Source organism: Actinomadura alba (assembly GCF_014323705.1).
Taxonomy (GTDB): Bacteria; Actinomycetota; Actinomycetes; order Streptosporangiales; family Streptosporangiaceae; genus Actinomadura_C; species Actinomadura_C alba.
In genome coordinates this window covers 33,266-48,751 of the sequence record NZ_JABVEC010000004.1, presented here as the reverse complement: position 1 = coordinate 48,751, position 15,486 = coordinate 33,266, and the positions used below count along the sequence as shown (strand labels likewise).

The window sequence follows — 15,486 nt, the reverse complement described above, 5'->3', positions numbered from 1 at the left end:
CGCGCCCCGCTCGGGGCCGGCCCACGCTGCGCCGGCCCGCGCGGCGGCAGTCCACGACCCGTACCCGTCGCCGGGCGGCGAGTGCGATGGGCCTGACCGGCCGGGACGCGTAGAGTCGGCTGCGGAGGACGGCGGGGCGTACGCCACCCCGGTGCGAATGGAAGCGCGTAACACAGCCGAAACACATGAGACATGGCGGGGTAATGGCCCTCTCGTACGTTCGGTGTGCCGAAAAATGCCCCTAGGAGGTTGGATGTTCAACAGCGCCGAAGAGGTCCTGAGCTATATCGAGAGCGAAGGGGTGCAGTTCGTCGACGTCAGGTTCTGTGACCTGCCCGGGACGATGCAGCACTTCACGTTCCCCGTGGAGAGCTTCGGGGCTGAGGTCTTCACCGATGGGCTGATGTTCGACGGATCGTCGATTCGCGGATTCCAGGAAATCCACGAATCCGACATGCTCCTGCTGCCGGACCCGAGCACGGCGGTCATCGACCCGTTCCGCCAGCACAAGACCCTGAACCTCACGTTCTTCGTGCACGATCCGCTGACCGGCGAGCCGTACAGCCGCGATCCGCGCAACGTCGCCAGGAAGGCCCAGGACCACCTGCGGGGCACCGGCATCGCCGACACGGTCTACTTCGGCCCCGAGGCGGAGTTCTACATCTTCGACGACGTCCGCTTCGAGACCAAGGCCAACGCCGGCTACTACTACCTCGACTCGGTCGAGGGCGCCTGGAACACCGGCCGGATCGAAGAGGGCGGCAACCTCGGCGCGAAGCCGCCGTACAAGGGCGGCTACTTCCCGGTTGCGCCGATGGACCACTACACCGACCTGCGCTCGGAGATGGTCCGCAAGCTCATCGACGTCGGCATCACGGTCGAGATGCAGCACCACGAGGTCGGCACGGCCGGTCAGGCCGAGATCGACTTCCGCTTCGACGAGATGCTGAAGACCGCCGACAACCTGCTGCTGTACAAGTACGTCGTCAAGAACACCGCTCGCGCGGCGGGCAAGACGGTCACGTTCATGCCCAAGCCGGTCTTCGGTGACAACGGTTCCGGCATGCACTGCCACCAGTCGCTGTGGAAGGACGGCTCGCCGCTGTTCTACGACGAGGTCGGCTACGCCGGGCTGTCGGACTCGGCCCGCTTCTACATCGGCGGCCTGCTCAAGCACGCGCCGTCGCTGCTGGCCTTCACCAACCCGACGGTGAACTCCTACCACCGCCTGGTGCCGGGCTACGAGGCGCCGGTCAACCTGGTGTACTCGCAGCGCAACCGCTCCGCCTGCATCCGGATCCCGATCACCGGGTCGAACCCGAAGGCCAAGCGGATCGAGTTCCGTGTGCCCGACCCGTCCTGCAACCCCTACCTCGCGTTCTCCGCGATGCTGATGGCCGGCCTCGACGGCATCAAGAACAAGATCGAGCCGGCCGAGCCTGTGGACAAGGACCTCTACGAGCTGCCGCCCGAGGAGGCCCGCAACATCCCGCAGGTGCCGGGTTCACTCGACGCCGTGCTGAACGCGCTCGAGGCCGACCACGACTACCTGCTCGAAGGCGGGGTCTTCACCCAGGACCTCGTCGAGACCTGGATCAGCTACAAGCGCGAGAACGAACTGGACCCGATCCGGCTCCGTCCGCACCCGCACGAGTTCGAGCTGTACTACGACATCTGAGCCGGCGAGTTCCCGGCCGCCGGCGCCGGGGCACCCGGGCGACGCCAGAATCGCCGTTGGACGTTCCTCCCGCGAGGAGCGTCCAGCGGCTTTTCGCGTGCCCCTCCCCCGCCGCCCGTCATCGCCCACCCACAGCCCGCCGGAACCGCGGCCCGTCTCGGAACGCGCGCCCGGATCTGAGAGTTCTCCCACAGTTCAGCGTGGGAAGAACAGGGATCGCCGCCGTGTTGTGAGCGGCAGGCGATCAAAGGGGATGCCATGACGTCAGTGCAAGTCGAGCGCACGAGCGAGGGCGGTTTCCGCGCGCGCAACGAGCGGGGTGCCGAGCTGAGCGTCAGCGGTTCGGCGGAGGACGGGGCGTTCACCCCCGTGGAGCTGCTGCTCGCCGCACTGGGCGGTTGCGAGATCGTGACCATCGAGCCGCTCACCGCCCAGCGCGGTCACCGGCTCGACCGGCTGGCGGCCACCGTGAGCGGCGAGAAGGTGGCACCGACCAGGCTCGGCACGATCACCGTCACCTACGAGGTCGAGTTGCCCGAAGGCGACGAGAAGGCGGCCAAGGTGTTCTCCGACGTCGCGCGGCGGGTGCACGAGGGCTACTGCACCGTTGGCAACGCGCTGAAAGAGCAGACGGCGGTCGAGCAGGTCCTGCCCGCGTTCGACGACGATGCGCCGAGCGGCCCGAGCGGCTGACGGCGGCACGCGGGCCCCTGGGCCGGCCTACGACTCGAGCACACCTCCAAGCGCGTTCTTCCCTCCGTCAGACGATGCCCTACCCCTACAGGGTAGGTACGGCCTCCCCCTGACGACCCTGGCTCGGCATCAGGGACGTACTCCTCAAGGGTGAGAAGAAGACCATTCGCGCTGGTGATCCATTAGCGGTCTTTCACCGGAAAAATCAAAGCATGGCACAAACCATCCTGCCTGCCTCCCGCGGCAGGACCGCGACGCGCTCCCGTACCCCCGTGGAGCGCGCGTCTCGCGCGGAGCGGCCAAAGACGGCGGCTCCGGCACTTTGGCGTGAGCTTCTATTGCTCGTTTTCTCCTACTGCGCCTATTCGCTCACCCGTCTTGTACTCGACCCGGGTAGCACCACCAGCGCGTTCGCGCACGCCGACCAGATACTCGACTTCGAACGGATGCTGGGAATAGACGTCGAACTGGGACTCAACCAGGCCTTGCTGGAAGCACCTTGGCTGGCACGCGCGGCCAATGTGTTCTATGCCACCGCTCATTTCGCCGTGACCCTGGGCGTCATGGTCTGGCTCTATCGCCATCGACCCCGGTACTACCGCTGGTTTCGCACTTCGCTCATCGTCGCGACCGCGGTGGCGCTGATCGGCTTCTGGGCCTATCCACTGGCGCCGCCCAGGTTTATGCCCGGCGATGGTTTCGTCGACCCGGTGACGGCACTACAGACGCTCGGTCTCTATTCAGCTCCCGGTTCCGGGGCCCTGACCAACCAGTATGCGGCCATGCCCTCCATGCATGCAGGGTGGGCCCTCTGGTGCGGATTCATTCTCGTGAGACTGTCCACCCAAAGGTGGGCTAAAGTGCTCGGCATGCTCTATCCGGCGACGACCGTCCTTGTCATCCTTGCGACGGCGAACCATTACGTGCTCGATGTCGTGGCCGGGATCGCCCTGATCGTGGGTGCGCTGACCGGTTCATGGTGGTTCTATCGCCGGTCCCTCGTCTCCAAGAAGGAGAGCGCGCTCCTCCGTGAGTCGGACCTGCCGGTGCGGGGCCCGGCATTTTCGGGTGATGTTCGGCAGTTCGGGGTTTGAGAGTCTATAGATCATGGCCAGGTCCACCGTCGCCCCTTCCCCTCCCTCCGGGACCCGCGGCGTAGACCCGGACCGGCGATCCGGACGGCCCCGGCTGTGGGCCGAGCTACTGCTCATCGCCGTGTGTTACGGCGCGTACTCGGTGGTGCGGAATCTGGTGCCCACCCAGCACGCGGCCGCGATGCAGAGGGCCTACGAGATCCTCGACGTCGAGCGCGCGATGAACCTCGACTTCGAGTTCGCGGTGAACCAGTTGTTCGTCGACGTCAGATGGCTCGGGATCGGCGCGAACTATTACTACGCGACGTTGCACTTCATCGCGACGATCGGCGTGCTGGTCTGGCTGTACATATGGCATCCGCGACGCTACTCGACCTATCGATGGCTGCTGTTCGGCACCACGATCACGGCACTGATCGGTTTCTGGTTCTACCCTCTCGCTCCACCGCGGTTCCTGCCCGGATACGTCGACACCGTGGTGGCCTTCAACACCTGGGGCCTGTACGACTCGTCACCGATCGCCACGGTCTCCAACCAGTACGCGGCCATGCCGTCGTTGCACACGGCATGGTCGCTGTGGTGCTCGGTCGCCGTGGTCGCCATCGTCCGCCGCGGCTGGATCAGAATCGTGGCCGCCGTTTATCCGATGGTCACCGTGTTCGTGATCCTCGGCACGTCCAACCACTTCATCCTCGACGCGGTGGGCGGCGCCGCGGTACTGGCCGGCGGCTACGTCCTCACCCAGACGCTCACCTGGGCGTCAAGACCCGTCCAGCGGCTGAGCCGCGGCGGTGCGGAAGCGTGACCCCGCCCGCCTGACCGGCGCACGTGACCGCGTACGCATGACCGGCGCGCGCGACCGGGCGGGCGCGAACCTCAGTCGACCGCCCCGTAGAAGACCCGCTCGACAACGGCCCTGGCGCGGCGGGCGCACCGCCGGTAGTCCTCGAGCAGGTCGCCCGAGCCGGGATAGCCGAGAACCCTCGTCACCGCGGACCGCTCCCGGTGGTGATCGGTCGGCAGGGTGTCGGACGGGCGTCCGCGTACGAGCATGAGGACGCCACGGATGCGGGTTGCCATCTGCCACGCGTCCGAGAGCGTCGCGGCGTCGCCGCGGTCGATCAGTCCCGCCTCGACCGCGGCGTCGAGCGCGACGAGTGTGCGGGTCGTGCGCAATCCCGGCACCTCGTGGGCGTGCCGCAGCTGCAGGAGCTGAACCACCCATTCCACATCCGACAACCCGCCTGGCCCGAGCTTGGTGTGCAGGCGCCGCTCGACGCCGCGCGGCAGCCGCTCGGACTCCATCCGCGCCTTGATCCGCCGGATCTCGCGGACGGCGGCCTCGTCGACGCCGTCCACCGGCCACCGCACCGGGTCGATGAGCGCCCGGAACCGTTCGCCCAGCTCCGGATCTCCGATGATCGGGTCGGCCCGCAGCAGTGCCTGGCTCTCCCATGGCGCCGACCATCTCGCGTAGTAGGCGGCGTACGACGCGAGAGTGCGCACGAGCGGGCCCTGCCTGCCCTCGGGACGCAGGTTCGGGTCGATGACGAGTGGCGGATCGGCGGCGGGCCTGGCCAGCAGTCGTCTCAACTCCTCGGCGACGGCGTGGGCGGCGCCCGCCGCGTCGCGCTCATCGGCGGCCGGCAGCGGGTCGTGCACGAACATCACGTCGGCGTCGCTGCCGTAACCGAGCTCGTGTCCGCCGAACCGGCCCATGGCCACCACCGCCATCCGGGTCGGCAGGGCGGAGCGCCGCTCAGCCTCGATCTTCTGGATGGCCGCATGCAGAGCCGCCTCGATGGTGACGGCGGCGATGTCGGTGAGCGCCTCGCCCACCGTGCAGACGTCGATGAGACCGAGCAGATCGCCCACCGCCACGCGGAACAGCTCCCGGCGGCGCACCCCCCGCACGGCCGCCACGGCGTCCTCGGCCGACCGGGCGCTGTCGCCGGCCTCCTGGGCCCGGTCACCCTCGGAGCGACGGCGTACCGCGGCGAGCGCCTCACCCAGCAGCACGTGGTGCGGTCTCGGGGCGAGCTGGGCATCCCCGTCGCCGCCACCGGGGCGGGGCCCCTGCTCCGCCGGACCGCCGAGCATCGCGACGGCCTCCGGAGCGCGGAGCAGCAGGTCCGTGACGTACCTGCTGGAGGCCAGCAGGCGCGCCATCCGCTCGGCCACCGCCACGTCGTCGCGGAGCAATCTCAGATACCACGGGGTGGCGCCGAGGGCATCGCTGACCTGCCGGAACCCGAGCAGCCCGGCGTCCGGATCGGGGGCGTCGGCGAACCATCCGAGCATCACGGGCAGCAGCGTGCGCTGGATCGCGGCGCGGCGGGACACGCCGCTGGTGAGCGCCTCGATGTGCCGTAGCGCCCCCGCCGGGTCGACGAAACCGAGTGCCTCGAGCCTGATCTTGGCCGCCGCCGGGGTGAGCCGCGCCTCCTCGCCTGGCAGGCGCGCGACGGCGCGCAGCAGCGGCCGGTAGAAGAGCTTCTCGTGGATCCTGCGCACTCCCCTGGCGTGCCGGCGCCACAGGTCGACGAACTCGCGGACCGGATCGGTGCGCAGGCCGAGGGCCCGGCCGAGGCGCCGGAGACCGTCGTCGTCGTCGGGCACGAGGTGGGTGCGCCGCAGCCGGTGCAGCTGGATCAGATGCTCGACCCTGCGCAGGAACCGGTAGGCGGCGGCCAGCGCCGCGGCGTCGTCCCGTCCGACGTACCCGCCGCGGGAGAGGGCCTCGAGTGCGGTCAGCGTCGTGGGGCTGCGCAGGCTCTCGTCCGCGCGGCCGTGGACCAGCTGCAGCAGCTGCACCGCGAACTCGACGTCGCGCAGGCCACCGGGACCCAGCTTGAGCTGCCGCTCCGCCTCGCCGTCGTCCGCACGCTCCCTGAGCCGGCTCTCGACGCGGCGTCGCATCGTCTGCACGTCCTCGACGAAGCTCTCGCCTTCGGGCGCGCTCCACACGAGCGGCGTGAGGGCGTCGACGTAGGCCTGTCCCAGCTCAACGTCCCCGGCCAGCGGCCGGGCCTTCAGCAGGGCCTGGAACTCCCACGTCTTCGCCCATCGCTCGTAGTAGGCGCGGTGGCTGGCGAGGGTGCGTACGAGGGGTCCGGCCTTGCCCTCGGGCCGCAGAGCCGGGTCGACCTCCCACAGCGCGCCCTCCGGGGTGGTCGCCGAGCAGGCGCGCATCAGAGCCGAGGCGAGCCGCGTGGCGGTACGCAACGCCGAGTCCTCGGGGGCGCCGGGCGCGGGCTCGGCAACGAAGATCACGTCGACGTCACTGACGTAGTTGAGCTCCCGGCCACCGCATTTGCCCATGCCTATGACGGCCAGCCGGCAGTCGTCCGCGTCGGGCGTCTCCGCCCGGGCGATCGCCAGGGCCGCCTCCAGCGCGGCGGCGGCCAGGTCCGAGAGCGCCGCGGCGACCTCTTCAACGGCGCAGAGACCGGTGAGATCTCGCCCCGCGAGGTGCAGCAGGTGCCGCCGGTACTCGACCCGCAGGGCCACGAGGGTGTCCGGCGTGGCGTCGCGGGCACGCGGCGACGCGGCCTCGGGATCGGCGCCGACCGCCCTGAGCAGGTCCGCCCGGAGCGTTCCATCGCCGGGAGCGTCCAGCGCGTCCCCATCGGCAAGTACCGTCCAGTGGCTGGGATGCCGGGCCAGGTGGTCGCCGAGCGCGGCGCTCACCCCGAGCACCGACAGCACCCGGTCTCTGGTCCCCGGCTCGCGAGCGAACGTCGCCGGCAGCTCCGCCGCGTCGCCGGCCGAGGCGGCCAGTACCCGGAGCAGACCGCCCAGGGCGAGATCGGGGTCGGCCGTGGCTCCGAGTGCGTCGATCAATTCGTCGTCGACGGTGACGCCGGTCTCGGACTCGCTCTCGGCGAGCAGCCGCTGGGTCCGGGTGGCATCGGAGAACCCGAGCCGGGCCAGCCGGCTCGTGAGAGACGGACGACGATCCGGAGTCCATTGCTCGCTCACGCTCACGGATCCACCGTAACGGGATGGCCGCCGGTCGGCGGAAAAAGGACCTCGTGTCCCGATTCCGGTCCGGCGACAGCGACCTTTTCGCTTTTGCCCGGAATCTCCGACAGCGCGCGATCACGCTCGACGCACCCTCGTTTCGACGCGGCGGGTAAACCCGGAGAGATCTTAAGGCGTCTTCCGCGTAACCACCCCGCAGCGAGGAGACAACAATGAAGATCCGCTCTGTGCTCACCATGGGGGCCGCTGCGGCCATCACCGTGGCGCTCGGCACGGCCCCCGCCGCCTCGGCGGCGACGCCCGCGAGTCCGGGCGACTTCAACGGCGACGGTCGGCGCGACGTGGCCCTCGGCAGCCCGCTCGGCACCGTCGGCGGTGTCGCGGGCGGGTTCGTCACCGTGGTGTACGGCGGAGCCGCGGGCCCCGACACGACGAGATCCCAGGTGATCTCACAGGCCGGCCCGGGCGTTCCCGGCGATGTCACGGCGGACAGCCGGTTCGGCGCCTCCCTGGCCTCGGCCGACTTCGACCGGGACGGGTACGCCGATCTGGCCATCGGCGCGCCCTTCGAGGACGTCGACGGGTCCGTCAACGCGGGGAGCGTCACGGTCGTGTACGGCAGCGCCGGCGGGCTGTCCTCCCGTGCCGCGCGCTTCGTGCTCGCCCCTTCCCTGCGGGTGCACAAAGCCCGGTTCGGCGAGTCGCTGGCGGCCGCGGAATTCGCCTCCGGCGGGGCCCCTGATCTGGCCGTCGCCGCGCCCGGCGGGGAGGCCATCTGGGTCTATGACGATGTCGCCACCGCAGGCACCAGCGGCACCCGGGTGCCCCTGAACGATGTGGAGAACCATGTCTCCGAGATCCGCCTGATCGCCGCGGACTTCACCGGGGACGGCCGGCCCGACCTGGTCACCAGTCGCCTGAACAACCTCGACGGCATCGACATCGGTCGAGTGGACCTCTACTCGGGATCGGCCTCCGGGCTCTCCCTGCTCGTTCCCAACGCCGCGCCGGGCGGACGCCAGGCGGCCGCCGGGGACATCAACGGCGACGGCCGGGCCGACCTCGTCACGCGGATGTTCGAGTCCGAAGACCCAGAGGTGAACGGCGGCACGGTCGCCGTGAACCTCGCGACCGGCACCGGCTTCCGCCGCCAGCTCCTGGTCACTCAGGACACCTCGGGGGTCCCGGGCACCGGCGAGCAGGGCGACGGCTTCGGCGCCGGCCTGGCCGTCGGGGACCTCAACGGGGACGGCAAGGGCGATGTCGCGATCGGCGCGCCGGGCGAGGACATCGGCACGGTGGCCGACGCCGGGGCCTTCACCGTGCTGTACGGCACCGCGAGCGGGGTGACGACGGCCGGCGCCCAGCAGATCGGCCAGAACACCGCGGACGTGCCCGGCAATGCCGAGACCCGCGACGCGTTCGGTTACGAACTGTCGGTCGCCAACGTCACGGGCGACGCGAAGGCCGATCTCACCGTCTCGGCGTACGGCGAGAACGGCACCGAAGGAGCGGTCTGGCTGTTCCCCGGCCGCGCCGGGGGCCTGACCGGTGCCGGCAGCACGGCGTTCAATCCCGTCACCCTCGGGATCAGCGGCCGCACCGCCCACCTGGGCGACGTCATGCTCCCCTGACCCGGCGAAGCCGTACGACGATCCACGCGACGGTCCACATGGCGATCCACGCGACGGGGTCCGGACGGCCGGCAGCCGTCCGGGCCCCGTCCGGGGCACCGCTCAGAGCACGGCGATGTAGCGCTTGCGCTCGTACTCGGTCACCTGGCGCCGGTAGTCCTCCCACTCGGCCCGCTTGTTGCGCAGGAAGAAGTCGAAGACGTGCTCGCCCAGCACCTCGGCCATCAGCTCGCTGTGCTCCATCGCGTGGATGGCCTCGTCGAGGTCCTGCGGAAGAGGCGCGATGCCGAGGGCCCGGCGTTCCGCCGAGGTGAGCGCCCACACGTCGTCCTCGGCACCCGGCGGCAGCTCGTAGCCGCCCTCGATGCCCTTGAGCCCCGCGCCGAGGATGGCCGCGAACGCCAGGTACGGGTTGCACGCCGTGTCGAGCGAACGGAACTCGATCCGGGTGGAGTGCCCCTTCTGCGGCTTGTACATGGGAACCCGGATGAGCGCCGAGCGGTTGTTGTGCCCCCAGCACACGTACGACGGCGCCTCTCCCCCGGCACCCGCCGAGGCCCCGACACCGCCCCACAGCCGTTTGTAGGAGTTGACCCACTGGTTGCAGACCGCGGTGATCTCGGCCGAGTGCCGGAGCAGGCCGGCGATGAACGCGCGCCCGACCTTGGACAGCTGGAACTCCGCCCCGGGCTCGTAGAAGGCGTTGCGGTCGCCCTCGAACAGCGACATGTGCGTGTGCATGCCCGAGCCGGGATGTTCGGTGAAGGGCTTCGGCATGAAGGAGGCCCAGACCCCCTGCTCCAGCGCGACCTCCTTCATGACCAGCCGGAACGTCATGATGTTGTCGGCGGTGGTCAGCGCGTCGGCATAGCGAAGGTCGATCTCCTGCTGGCCCGGGGCGCCCTCGTGGTGGCTGTACTCCACCGAGATGCCCATCGACTCGAGCATCATGATCGCGTTGCGCCGGAAGTCGTGTGCGGTGCTGTGCGGCGTGTGGTCGAAATAGCCGCCGGCGTCGATCGGCTCGGGCTCGCGCCCGTCATCGGGACGGTCCTTCAGCAGGAAGAACTCGATCTCGGGATGGGTGTAGAAGGTGAAGCCCAGATCGGCGGCGCGGCCGAGGGCACGCTTGAGGACGAACCGCGGATCGGCGAAGCTCGGGGTCTCGTCCGGCATGAGGATGTCGCAGAACATCCGGCCGACGCCCGGCGACTCGGCACGCCACGGCAGCACCTGGAACGTCGAGGGATCGGGCTTGGCGATCATGTCCGCTTCGTAGATCCGCGCGAAGCCCTCGATCGCCGAGCCGTCGAAGCCGATGCCCTCGGCGAAGGCGCCCTCGAGCTCGGCGGGCGCGACCGCCACGGACTTGAGGAACCCGAGGACGTCGGTGAACCACAGCCGGATGAACCGGATGTCGCGCTCCTCGAGTGTGCGGAGCACGAACTCCTGCTGACGGTCCACGACCACTTCCCCCTTGACCATTGATCGATTCCGATGAGCGGCGAAAGCCGCCCTAGCAGACACCCATGGTGACTTACCAGTCTGCATTGTCTCTGTTTCCGCAACGTAACAGAGCAATGGGGGTCCCCGTCAGCGGCGGGGATCACTTGCGCTCGCCCCTAGGCTGGGAGCGTGGCTCAGTTGCGCATCGCACTCGCTCAGGTCGACCCCACGGTCGGAGATCTTCAGGGCAACGCCGACCTGGTGGTCGCGTGGAGCAGGCGCGCCGCCGAGGCGGGCGCCCACCTCGCCGTCTTCCCCGAGATGGCGCTGACCGGCTACCCGGTCGAGGACCTGGTCCTGCGGAAGTCGTTCGTCGACGCCTCGATCGAGACGCTGGAGGTCACCGCGCGCCGGCTCCGCGACGAGGGCCTCGGCGAGCTCGCGGTGGTGGTCGGCTACGTCGACCGACGCTCCGACGTCCGCCACCGGGTCGGCCAGCCGTCCGGGGCGCCGCTCGACGCAGCCGCCCTCCTGTACGGGGGCCAGGTGGTCGTCCGTACCGCCAAGCACCACCTGCCGAACTACGGCGTCTTCGACGAGTACCGCTACTTCATCCGCGGTGACCGGCTGCCGGTGGTGCGGCTGCACGGCGTCGACGTGGCGATCGCCGTGTGCGAGGACCTCTGGCAGGACGGCGGCCCGGTCTCGGTGACCCGCGAGGCGGGCGCGGCGCTGCTCGTCGTGCCGAACGCGTCGCCGTACGAGCGGTTCAAGGACGACGTGCGGCTGGAGCTGTGCGCCCGGCGGGCCCGCGAGGCCGGGGCGACGCTCGCCTACGTCAACATGGTCGGCGGCCAGGACGAGCTCATCTTCGACGGTGACTCGCTGATCGTGGACGCCTCGGGCGAACTCCTCGCGCGGGCGCCGGCGTTCGTCGAGGACCTGCTGGTCACCGATCTCGACCTGCCCGAGGCGGCGAGCCCGTTCACGCCCGCGCAGACGTCCGCGGACGCCCACGACGGCACCGTGATGACCATCGACCGGCACCTCGTCTCGGCCGAGCCGCTGCCGCCGTACGAGCCCGTCGAACCGCCCCGCGCCGAGCCGCTGGACGACTGCGCCGAGGTCTACGGCGCGCTGGTCCTCGGGGTCCGCGACTACGTGCGCAAGAACGGCTTCGAGTCGGTCATCCTCGGGCTGTCCGGCGGCGTCGACTCCGCGCTCGTGGCCACGATCGCCGCCGACGCGATCGGGGCCGGCAACGTGCACGCCGTACTGATGCCGAGCCGCTACTCCAGCGACCACTCGATCACCGACGCCGAGGAACTGGTCAAGCGGCAGGGCATCAACGCCCGGACGGTGCCGATCCGCGACATCGTGGAGGCCTACGAGGCCGATCTCGACCTGCACGGGCTGGCGGAGGAGAACCTGCAGGCCCGCATCCGCGGCAACATCCTCATGGGCCTGTCGAACCAGCACGGCCACCTCGTGCTCACCACGGGCAACAAGAGCGAGCTGGCCACCGGCTACTCGACCCTGTACGGCGACTCGGCGGGGGGCTTCGGCCCGATCAAGGACGTCCCCAAGACGCTGGTGTTCGAGCTGTGCGAATGGCGGAACGGGCAGGCCGGCTCGTCGCCGCGGCCGATCCCGCAGAACATCATCGACAAGCCGCCGTCCGCCGAGCTGCGGCCCGGCCAGCGCGACACGGACTCGCTGCCCGAGTACGAGGTGCTCGACGCGCTGCTCGACGACTATGTCGAGAAGGACCTCGGCCACGACGCCCTGATCGAGGCCGGACACGACGCCGACCTGGTCGACCGGGTCATCCGGATGGTCGATCGGGCGGAGTACAAGCGCCGCCAGTACCCGCCGGGGCCGAAGATCTCGCCGAAGAACTTCGGGCGCGACCGCCGGCTGCCCATCACCAACGCCTGGCGCGAGCCCTCCGCCCGCCGCTGAGCTCCCGTTCGCTCCGCGCCGGTTCCGCTAACGGTGGTGGAACTCACCCGGCCAGGCGGCCGTCGGCAGCTCCTCGGTGTGCTCCATACCGGGTACCAGTTGCTCGCACCAGACCACCTTGCCGGCTGCGGTGCGCCGGCTGCCCCACCGGTGGGCCATCTGACTGACGATCACGAGGCCGCGGCCGTTCTCGTCGTCGTCGGCCGCGTGCCTGAGCCGGGGCAGTGCCGCGGACCGGTCCAACACCTCGCAGAACAGAGTGCGCTCCAGCAACAGACGCAACTCGATCGGCCCTGAGGCGTAGTTGAGCGCGTTGGTGATCATCTCAGAGGCGAGCAGCTCGGTGGAGTAGGACAGGTCGTCGAGCTGCCACTCGGCCAGCTGCGTGCGTACCAGCCCGCGGGCCCGCCGCACGGCGGCCGGATCGGCGGGCAGAGTCCACGACACCCGCCGGTCCTGGTCGAGGCGGCGCAGCCGGGCGATGAGCACCGCGATGTCGTCGCGGTGGTGATCGCCGTAGACACCGTCGAGGGTCGCCTTGGCCAGGTCCTCCATCGGCCTGCCGGGTGAGTCGGGGCCGAAGATGCCGCGAAGCCGGGCCAACCCGTCGTCGATGTCACGTCCGCGGCTCTCCACCAGCCCGTCGGTGTAGATGACGAAGAGGCTGCCGTCCTCGACGGTGAATTCCCGGCTCTCGATGGCCGCTCCGCCGGCCACCCCGAGCGGCGGTGCGGGCGGCACCTCCAGAAGCTCGTTGGAACCGTCCGGCCGTACGAGCAGGGGCGGCAGATGACCCGCCGAGGCGATCTCGAGGGTGCCAGTCGTCGCGTCGTAGACCGCGTAGACGCAGGTGGCGAAGTGCGGCTCCTGCTCGCCGAGCTCGACCATGAGCTCGTGCATGACGTGCAGGGCCTCGGCGGGCGGGAGCTCCAGGTTGGCGAGGGTGTGCAGCGCCGTGCGCAGCCGGCCCATGGTGACCGCCGCACGCACACCGTGCCCGGCGACGTCGCCGACGATCAGTGCGGCGCGCGCCCCGGGCAGCGCGATGGACTCGTACCAGTCGCCGCCCACCTCGATCAGCTTGCTGCCCGGCAGGTAGCGGTGGCGCACCTCCACCGAGGTCGGCGCGGACAGCCGGTTCGGCAGCAGGCTGCGCTGGAGCGCGAGTGCGGTGGCCCGCTCGCGGCTGAACAGCCTGGCGTTGTCGATGACGATCGCGGCGCGGGCGGCGAACTCCATGCCGATCTCGATGTCGTAGGCGTCGAAGCGCCGGAATCCAGGTACCCGGGTGCAGACGATCAGACCGAGCAGGGTGTCGCCCGTGATCATCGGCAGCAGCACCATGGAAACGTCGGTCAGCAGTTCGGCGACGGGTCCTCGCCGCCAGGTCTCGGCGATCTGGGCGGCCGCCTCGGCGTCGACCCGCGGCACGTGGATCGGTTCGGCCTTGTCGAGGCACTCGGTGTACGGGGTCCCCGCCGGGTAGACGAGCACTTCTCCGGCGGGCAGTGTGGCCGGCCACGCCGGGTTGCCGTCGTCGGCGGTGAGCGCGAGCCTGCGCAGAATGGCCGACCCGTTGGTCGCGTCGCCGTGGACCTCGTCGGCGGCCACCAGGCTTTCGAGCACGAGCACTTCGGCGACGTTGCAGAAATGCGGGGCGATCACGTCGATCAGCCCGCGCGCGGTCTGGTCCAGGTCAAGGGAGTTGCCGAAGCGGGTGAGCGGGTCGTCGAGCAGCGCGCGGCGCATGAGCGCCGGATCCTGGAAGGGGGCGGTGGGCGGCAGCGCGACGCGGACGTGCAGGAGCACCGCGAGCCCCTCGCCCTCGGCGACCATCGGCTGGGCGGTGACGACGGCCTCGGTGACGGCGCCGTTCTCGCCCTTCACCGTCAGCATGGCGGTGCGTTCCTGGCCGGAGCGGCGGATGTCGTCGAGGAGGGAATCGAGCTTCTCCTTCTCCTCCTCATCGACGAGCGTGGTGGCGTGCAGCCCGAGCAGTGACCCGGGCTCGGAGCCGATAACGCTTGTCGCGTTCTGGCCACATTGCACTATTTTCCCGGAATCGTTGATGCCAAGAACGAGAGTCCGGGACGCCGAATCGGCGGGGGGCGCATTACCTTTTCGCGCCATGACGGATCTCACCTGTCGCGCTCCTGACAGCCGGCCCTCGGTCCACTCTCACTTTCGCCAGTATGGGGTATGTGATGGCTCCGCGAGAGTGGAGAGCAGATCTATAGACTTTGGAACCGTATAGGGAACCACGAAATCCGCAAGGGCGGACTGCCGTGGAGACCGAAAGTCACCCACGGCCGGGATCGGCCGTCACCCGTCCATCGCCTGGTGAGGGGCGTTCGCCCGGCCCGGCGGCGCCCGCTCCCCGACCTCAGGGGGCGAGGCCGCGCAGCGCGGTGTCGACGACCCGTTCGGCGACGTCGTCCGGCAGGTCCTCGTCCGGCGCGAGTCCCTGGACCTGCATGGTCATCGCTCCGGCGATCATGGGCAGGGCCACCTCGATGTCGAGATCGGGGCGCACCTCCCCGGTCTCGATGCCACGGCGCAGAACGCCGCGCATCACCTCGCGCCGGGGTTCGATGACGTCCCGCCGCAGCTTGCGGACCAGCTCGGGGTGCTTGTGCCAGCTGCCGATGATGTTCCAGAGGCAGTCGACGCGCCGGTCGCCCCGGCCAGAGTGCACGGCCCGGGCCAGCGCGATCAGGTCCTCGCGGACCGACCGGCCGGCCGGTTCGGGAAGGGGCGCCTTCAAGGTGGCGAGGGCGTCGACGATCAACGCCTCCTTGTTGGGCCATCGCCGGTAGATGGTCGTCTTCCCCACGCCCGCCCTCGCGGCCACCGCCTCGATCGACACGCCGGCGACGCCGGCCTCCTCGACCAGCAGATCGAGCGTGGCCTCGATGATGGCCTTCTCGGCGCGCTCGCTGCGCGGGCGTCCTGGAGGGCGCGCGCAGAGCTGCTCCGTCGTCGTCTCGGTCACATC

At 70.0% G+C, this 15,486-nt stretch carries 10 protein-coding genes; 6 read left to right on the top strand and 4 right to left on the bottom strand.

The window, feature by feature from the left end; all coding sequences use genetic code 11:
* Positions 1 to 253: 253 nt before the first annotated feature.
* The 4 genes from glnA (at position 254) to HKK74_RS07475 (ending at position 4,270) form a co-directional block, all read left to right on the top strand.
* Positions 254 to 1,678, top strand: a complete 1,425-nt coding sequence (gene glnA, locus HKK74_RS07490; protein ID WP_187242355.1) for a type I glutamate--ammonia ligase — start codon at positions 254 to 256, stop codon at positions 1,676 to 1,678.
* Positions 1,679 to 1,936: 258 nt separating this feature from the next.
* Positions 1,937 to 2,371 carry an OsmC family protein gene (locus HKK74_RS07485; protein ID WP_187242354.1) on the top strand — a complete coding sequence of 145 codons (435 nt, stop codon included), beginning with the start codon at positions 1,937 to 1,939 and terminating at the stop codon, positions 2,369 to 2,371.
* Between the two features lie 212 nt (positions 2,372 to 2,583).
* The gene (locus HKK74_RS07480; protein ID WP_187242353.1) at positions 2,584 to 3,465 is read left to right on the top strand and encodes a phosphatase PAP2 family protein; all 882 of its coding nucleotides are present in this window, start codon (positions 2,584 to 2,586) and stop codon (positions 3,463 to 3,465) included.
* 13 nt (positions 3,466 to 3,478) lie between these two features.
* Positions 3,479 to 4,270: a phosphatase PAP2 family protein gene (locus HKK74_RS07475; RefSeq protein ID WP_187242352.1), complete on the top strand. Its 792-nt coding sequence runs from the start codon at positions 3,479 to 3,481 to the stop codon at positions 4,268 to 4,270.
* A gap of 71 nt (positions 4,271 to 4,341) precedes the next feature.
* Here the strand turns inward: HKK74_RS07475 and HKK74_RS07470 are convergent, their stop codons facing one another.
* On the bottom strand, positions 4,342 to 7,446 hold the full coding sequence (locus tag HKK74_RS07470) for a bifunctional [glutamine synthetase] adenylyltransferase/[glutamine synthetase]-adenylyl-L-tyrosine phosphorylase (RefSeq protein WP_187242573.1): 3,105 nt from the start codon (positions 7,444 to 7,446) through the stop codon (positions 4,342 to 4,344).
* A gap of 215 nt (positions 7,447 to 7,661) precedes the next feature.
* Here HKK74_RS07470 and HKK74_RS07465 point away from each other — a divergent pair, with 215 nt between their 5' ends.
* Positions 7,662 to 9,083 carry an FG-GAP-like repeat-containing protein gene (locus HKK74_RS07465; protein WP_187242351.1) on the top strand — a complete coding sequence of 474 codons (1,422 nt, stop codon included), beginning with the start codon at positions 7,662 to 7,664 and terminating at the stop codon, positions 9,081 to 9,083.
* 102 nt (positions 9,084 to 9,185) lie between these two features.
* On the opposite strand, the gene HKK74_RS07460 is transcribed toward HKK74_RS07465, so the two are convergent.
* Positions 9,186 to 10,547, bottom strand: coding sequence for a glutamine synthetase family protein (locus tag HKK74_RS07460; RefSeq protein WP_187242572.1), 1,362 nt, complete (start codon positions 10,545 to 10,547; stop codon positions 9,186 to 9,188).
* 171 nt (positions 10,548 to 10,718) lie between these two features.
* Here HKK74_RS07460 and HKK74_RS07455 point away from each other — a divergent pair, with 171 nt between their 5' ends.
* Positions 10,719 to 12,491 (top strand): NAD+ synthase, encoded by a 1,773-nt coding sequence (locus HKK74_RS07455; protein ID WP_187242350.1) that lies wholly within the window; start codon positions 10,719 to 10,721, stop codon positions 12,489 to 12,491.
* Between the two features lie 27 nt (positions 12,492 to 12,518).
* On the opposite strand, the gene HKK74_RS07450 is transcribed toward HKK74_RS07455, so the two are convergent.
* Positions 12,519 to 14,540, bottom strand: a complete 2,022-nt coding sequence (locus HKK74_RS07450; protein ID WP_376771513.1) for an ATP-binding SpoIIE family protein phosphatase — start codon at positions 14,538 to 14,540, stop codon at positions 12,519 to 12,521.
* A 334-nt stretch (positions 14,541 to 14,874) separates the two neighbouring features.
* Positions 14,875 to 15,483 carry a TetR/AcrR family transcriptional regulator gene (locus HKK74_RS41295; RefSeq protein WP_187242349.1) on the bottom strand — a complete coding sequence of 203 codons (609 nt, stop codon included), beginning with the start codon at positions 15,481 to 15,483 and terminating at the stop codon, positions 14,875 to 14,877.
* Positions 15,484 to 15,486: the final 3 nt, after the last annotated feature.

What these genes read in the sequence shown, in the direction of transcription:
- HKK74_RS07475 (WP_187242352.1), top strand. Translation starts at nt 3,479, where the DNA reads ATGGCCAGGTCCACCGTCGCCCCTTCCCCTCCCTCCGGGACCCGCGGC.
- glnA (WP_187242355.1), top strand. Translation starts at nt 254, where the DNA reads ATGTTCAACAGCGCCGAAGAGGTCCTGAGCTATATCGAGAGCGAAGGG.
- HKK74_RS07480 (WP_187242353.1), top strand. Translation starts at nt 2,584, where the DNA reads ATGGCACAAACCATCCTGCCTGCCTCCCGCGGCAGGACCGCGACGCGC.
- HKK74_RS07465 (WP_187242351.1), top strand. Translation starts at nt 7,662, where the DNA reads ATGAAGATCCGCTCTGTGCTCACCATGGGGGCCGCTGCGGCCATCACC.
- HKK74_RS07485 (WP_187242354.1), top strand. Translation starts at nt 1,937, where the DNA reads ATGACGTCAGTGCAAGTCGAGCGCACGAGCGAGGGCGGTTTCCGCGCG.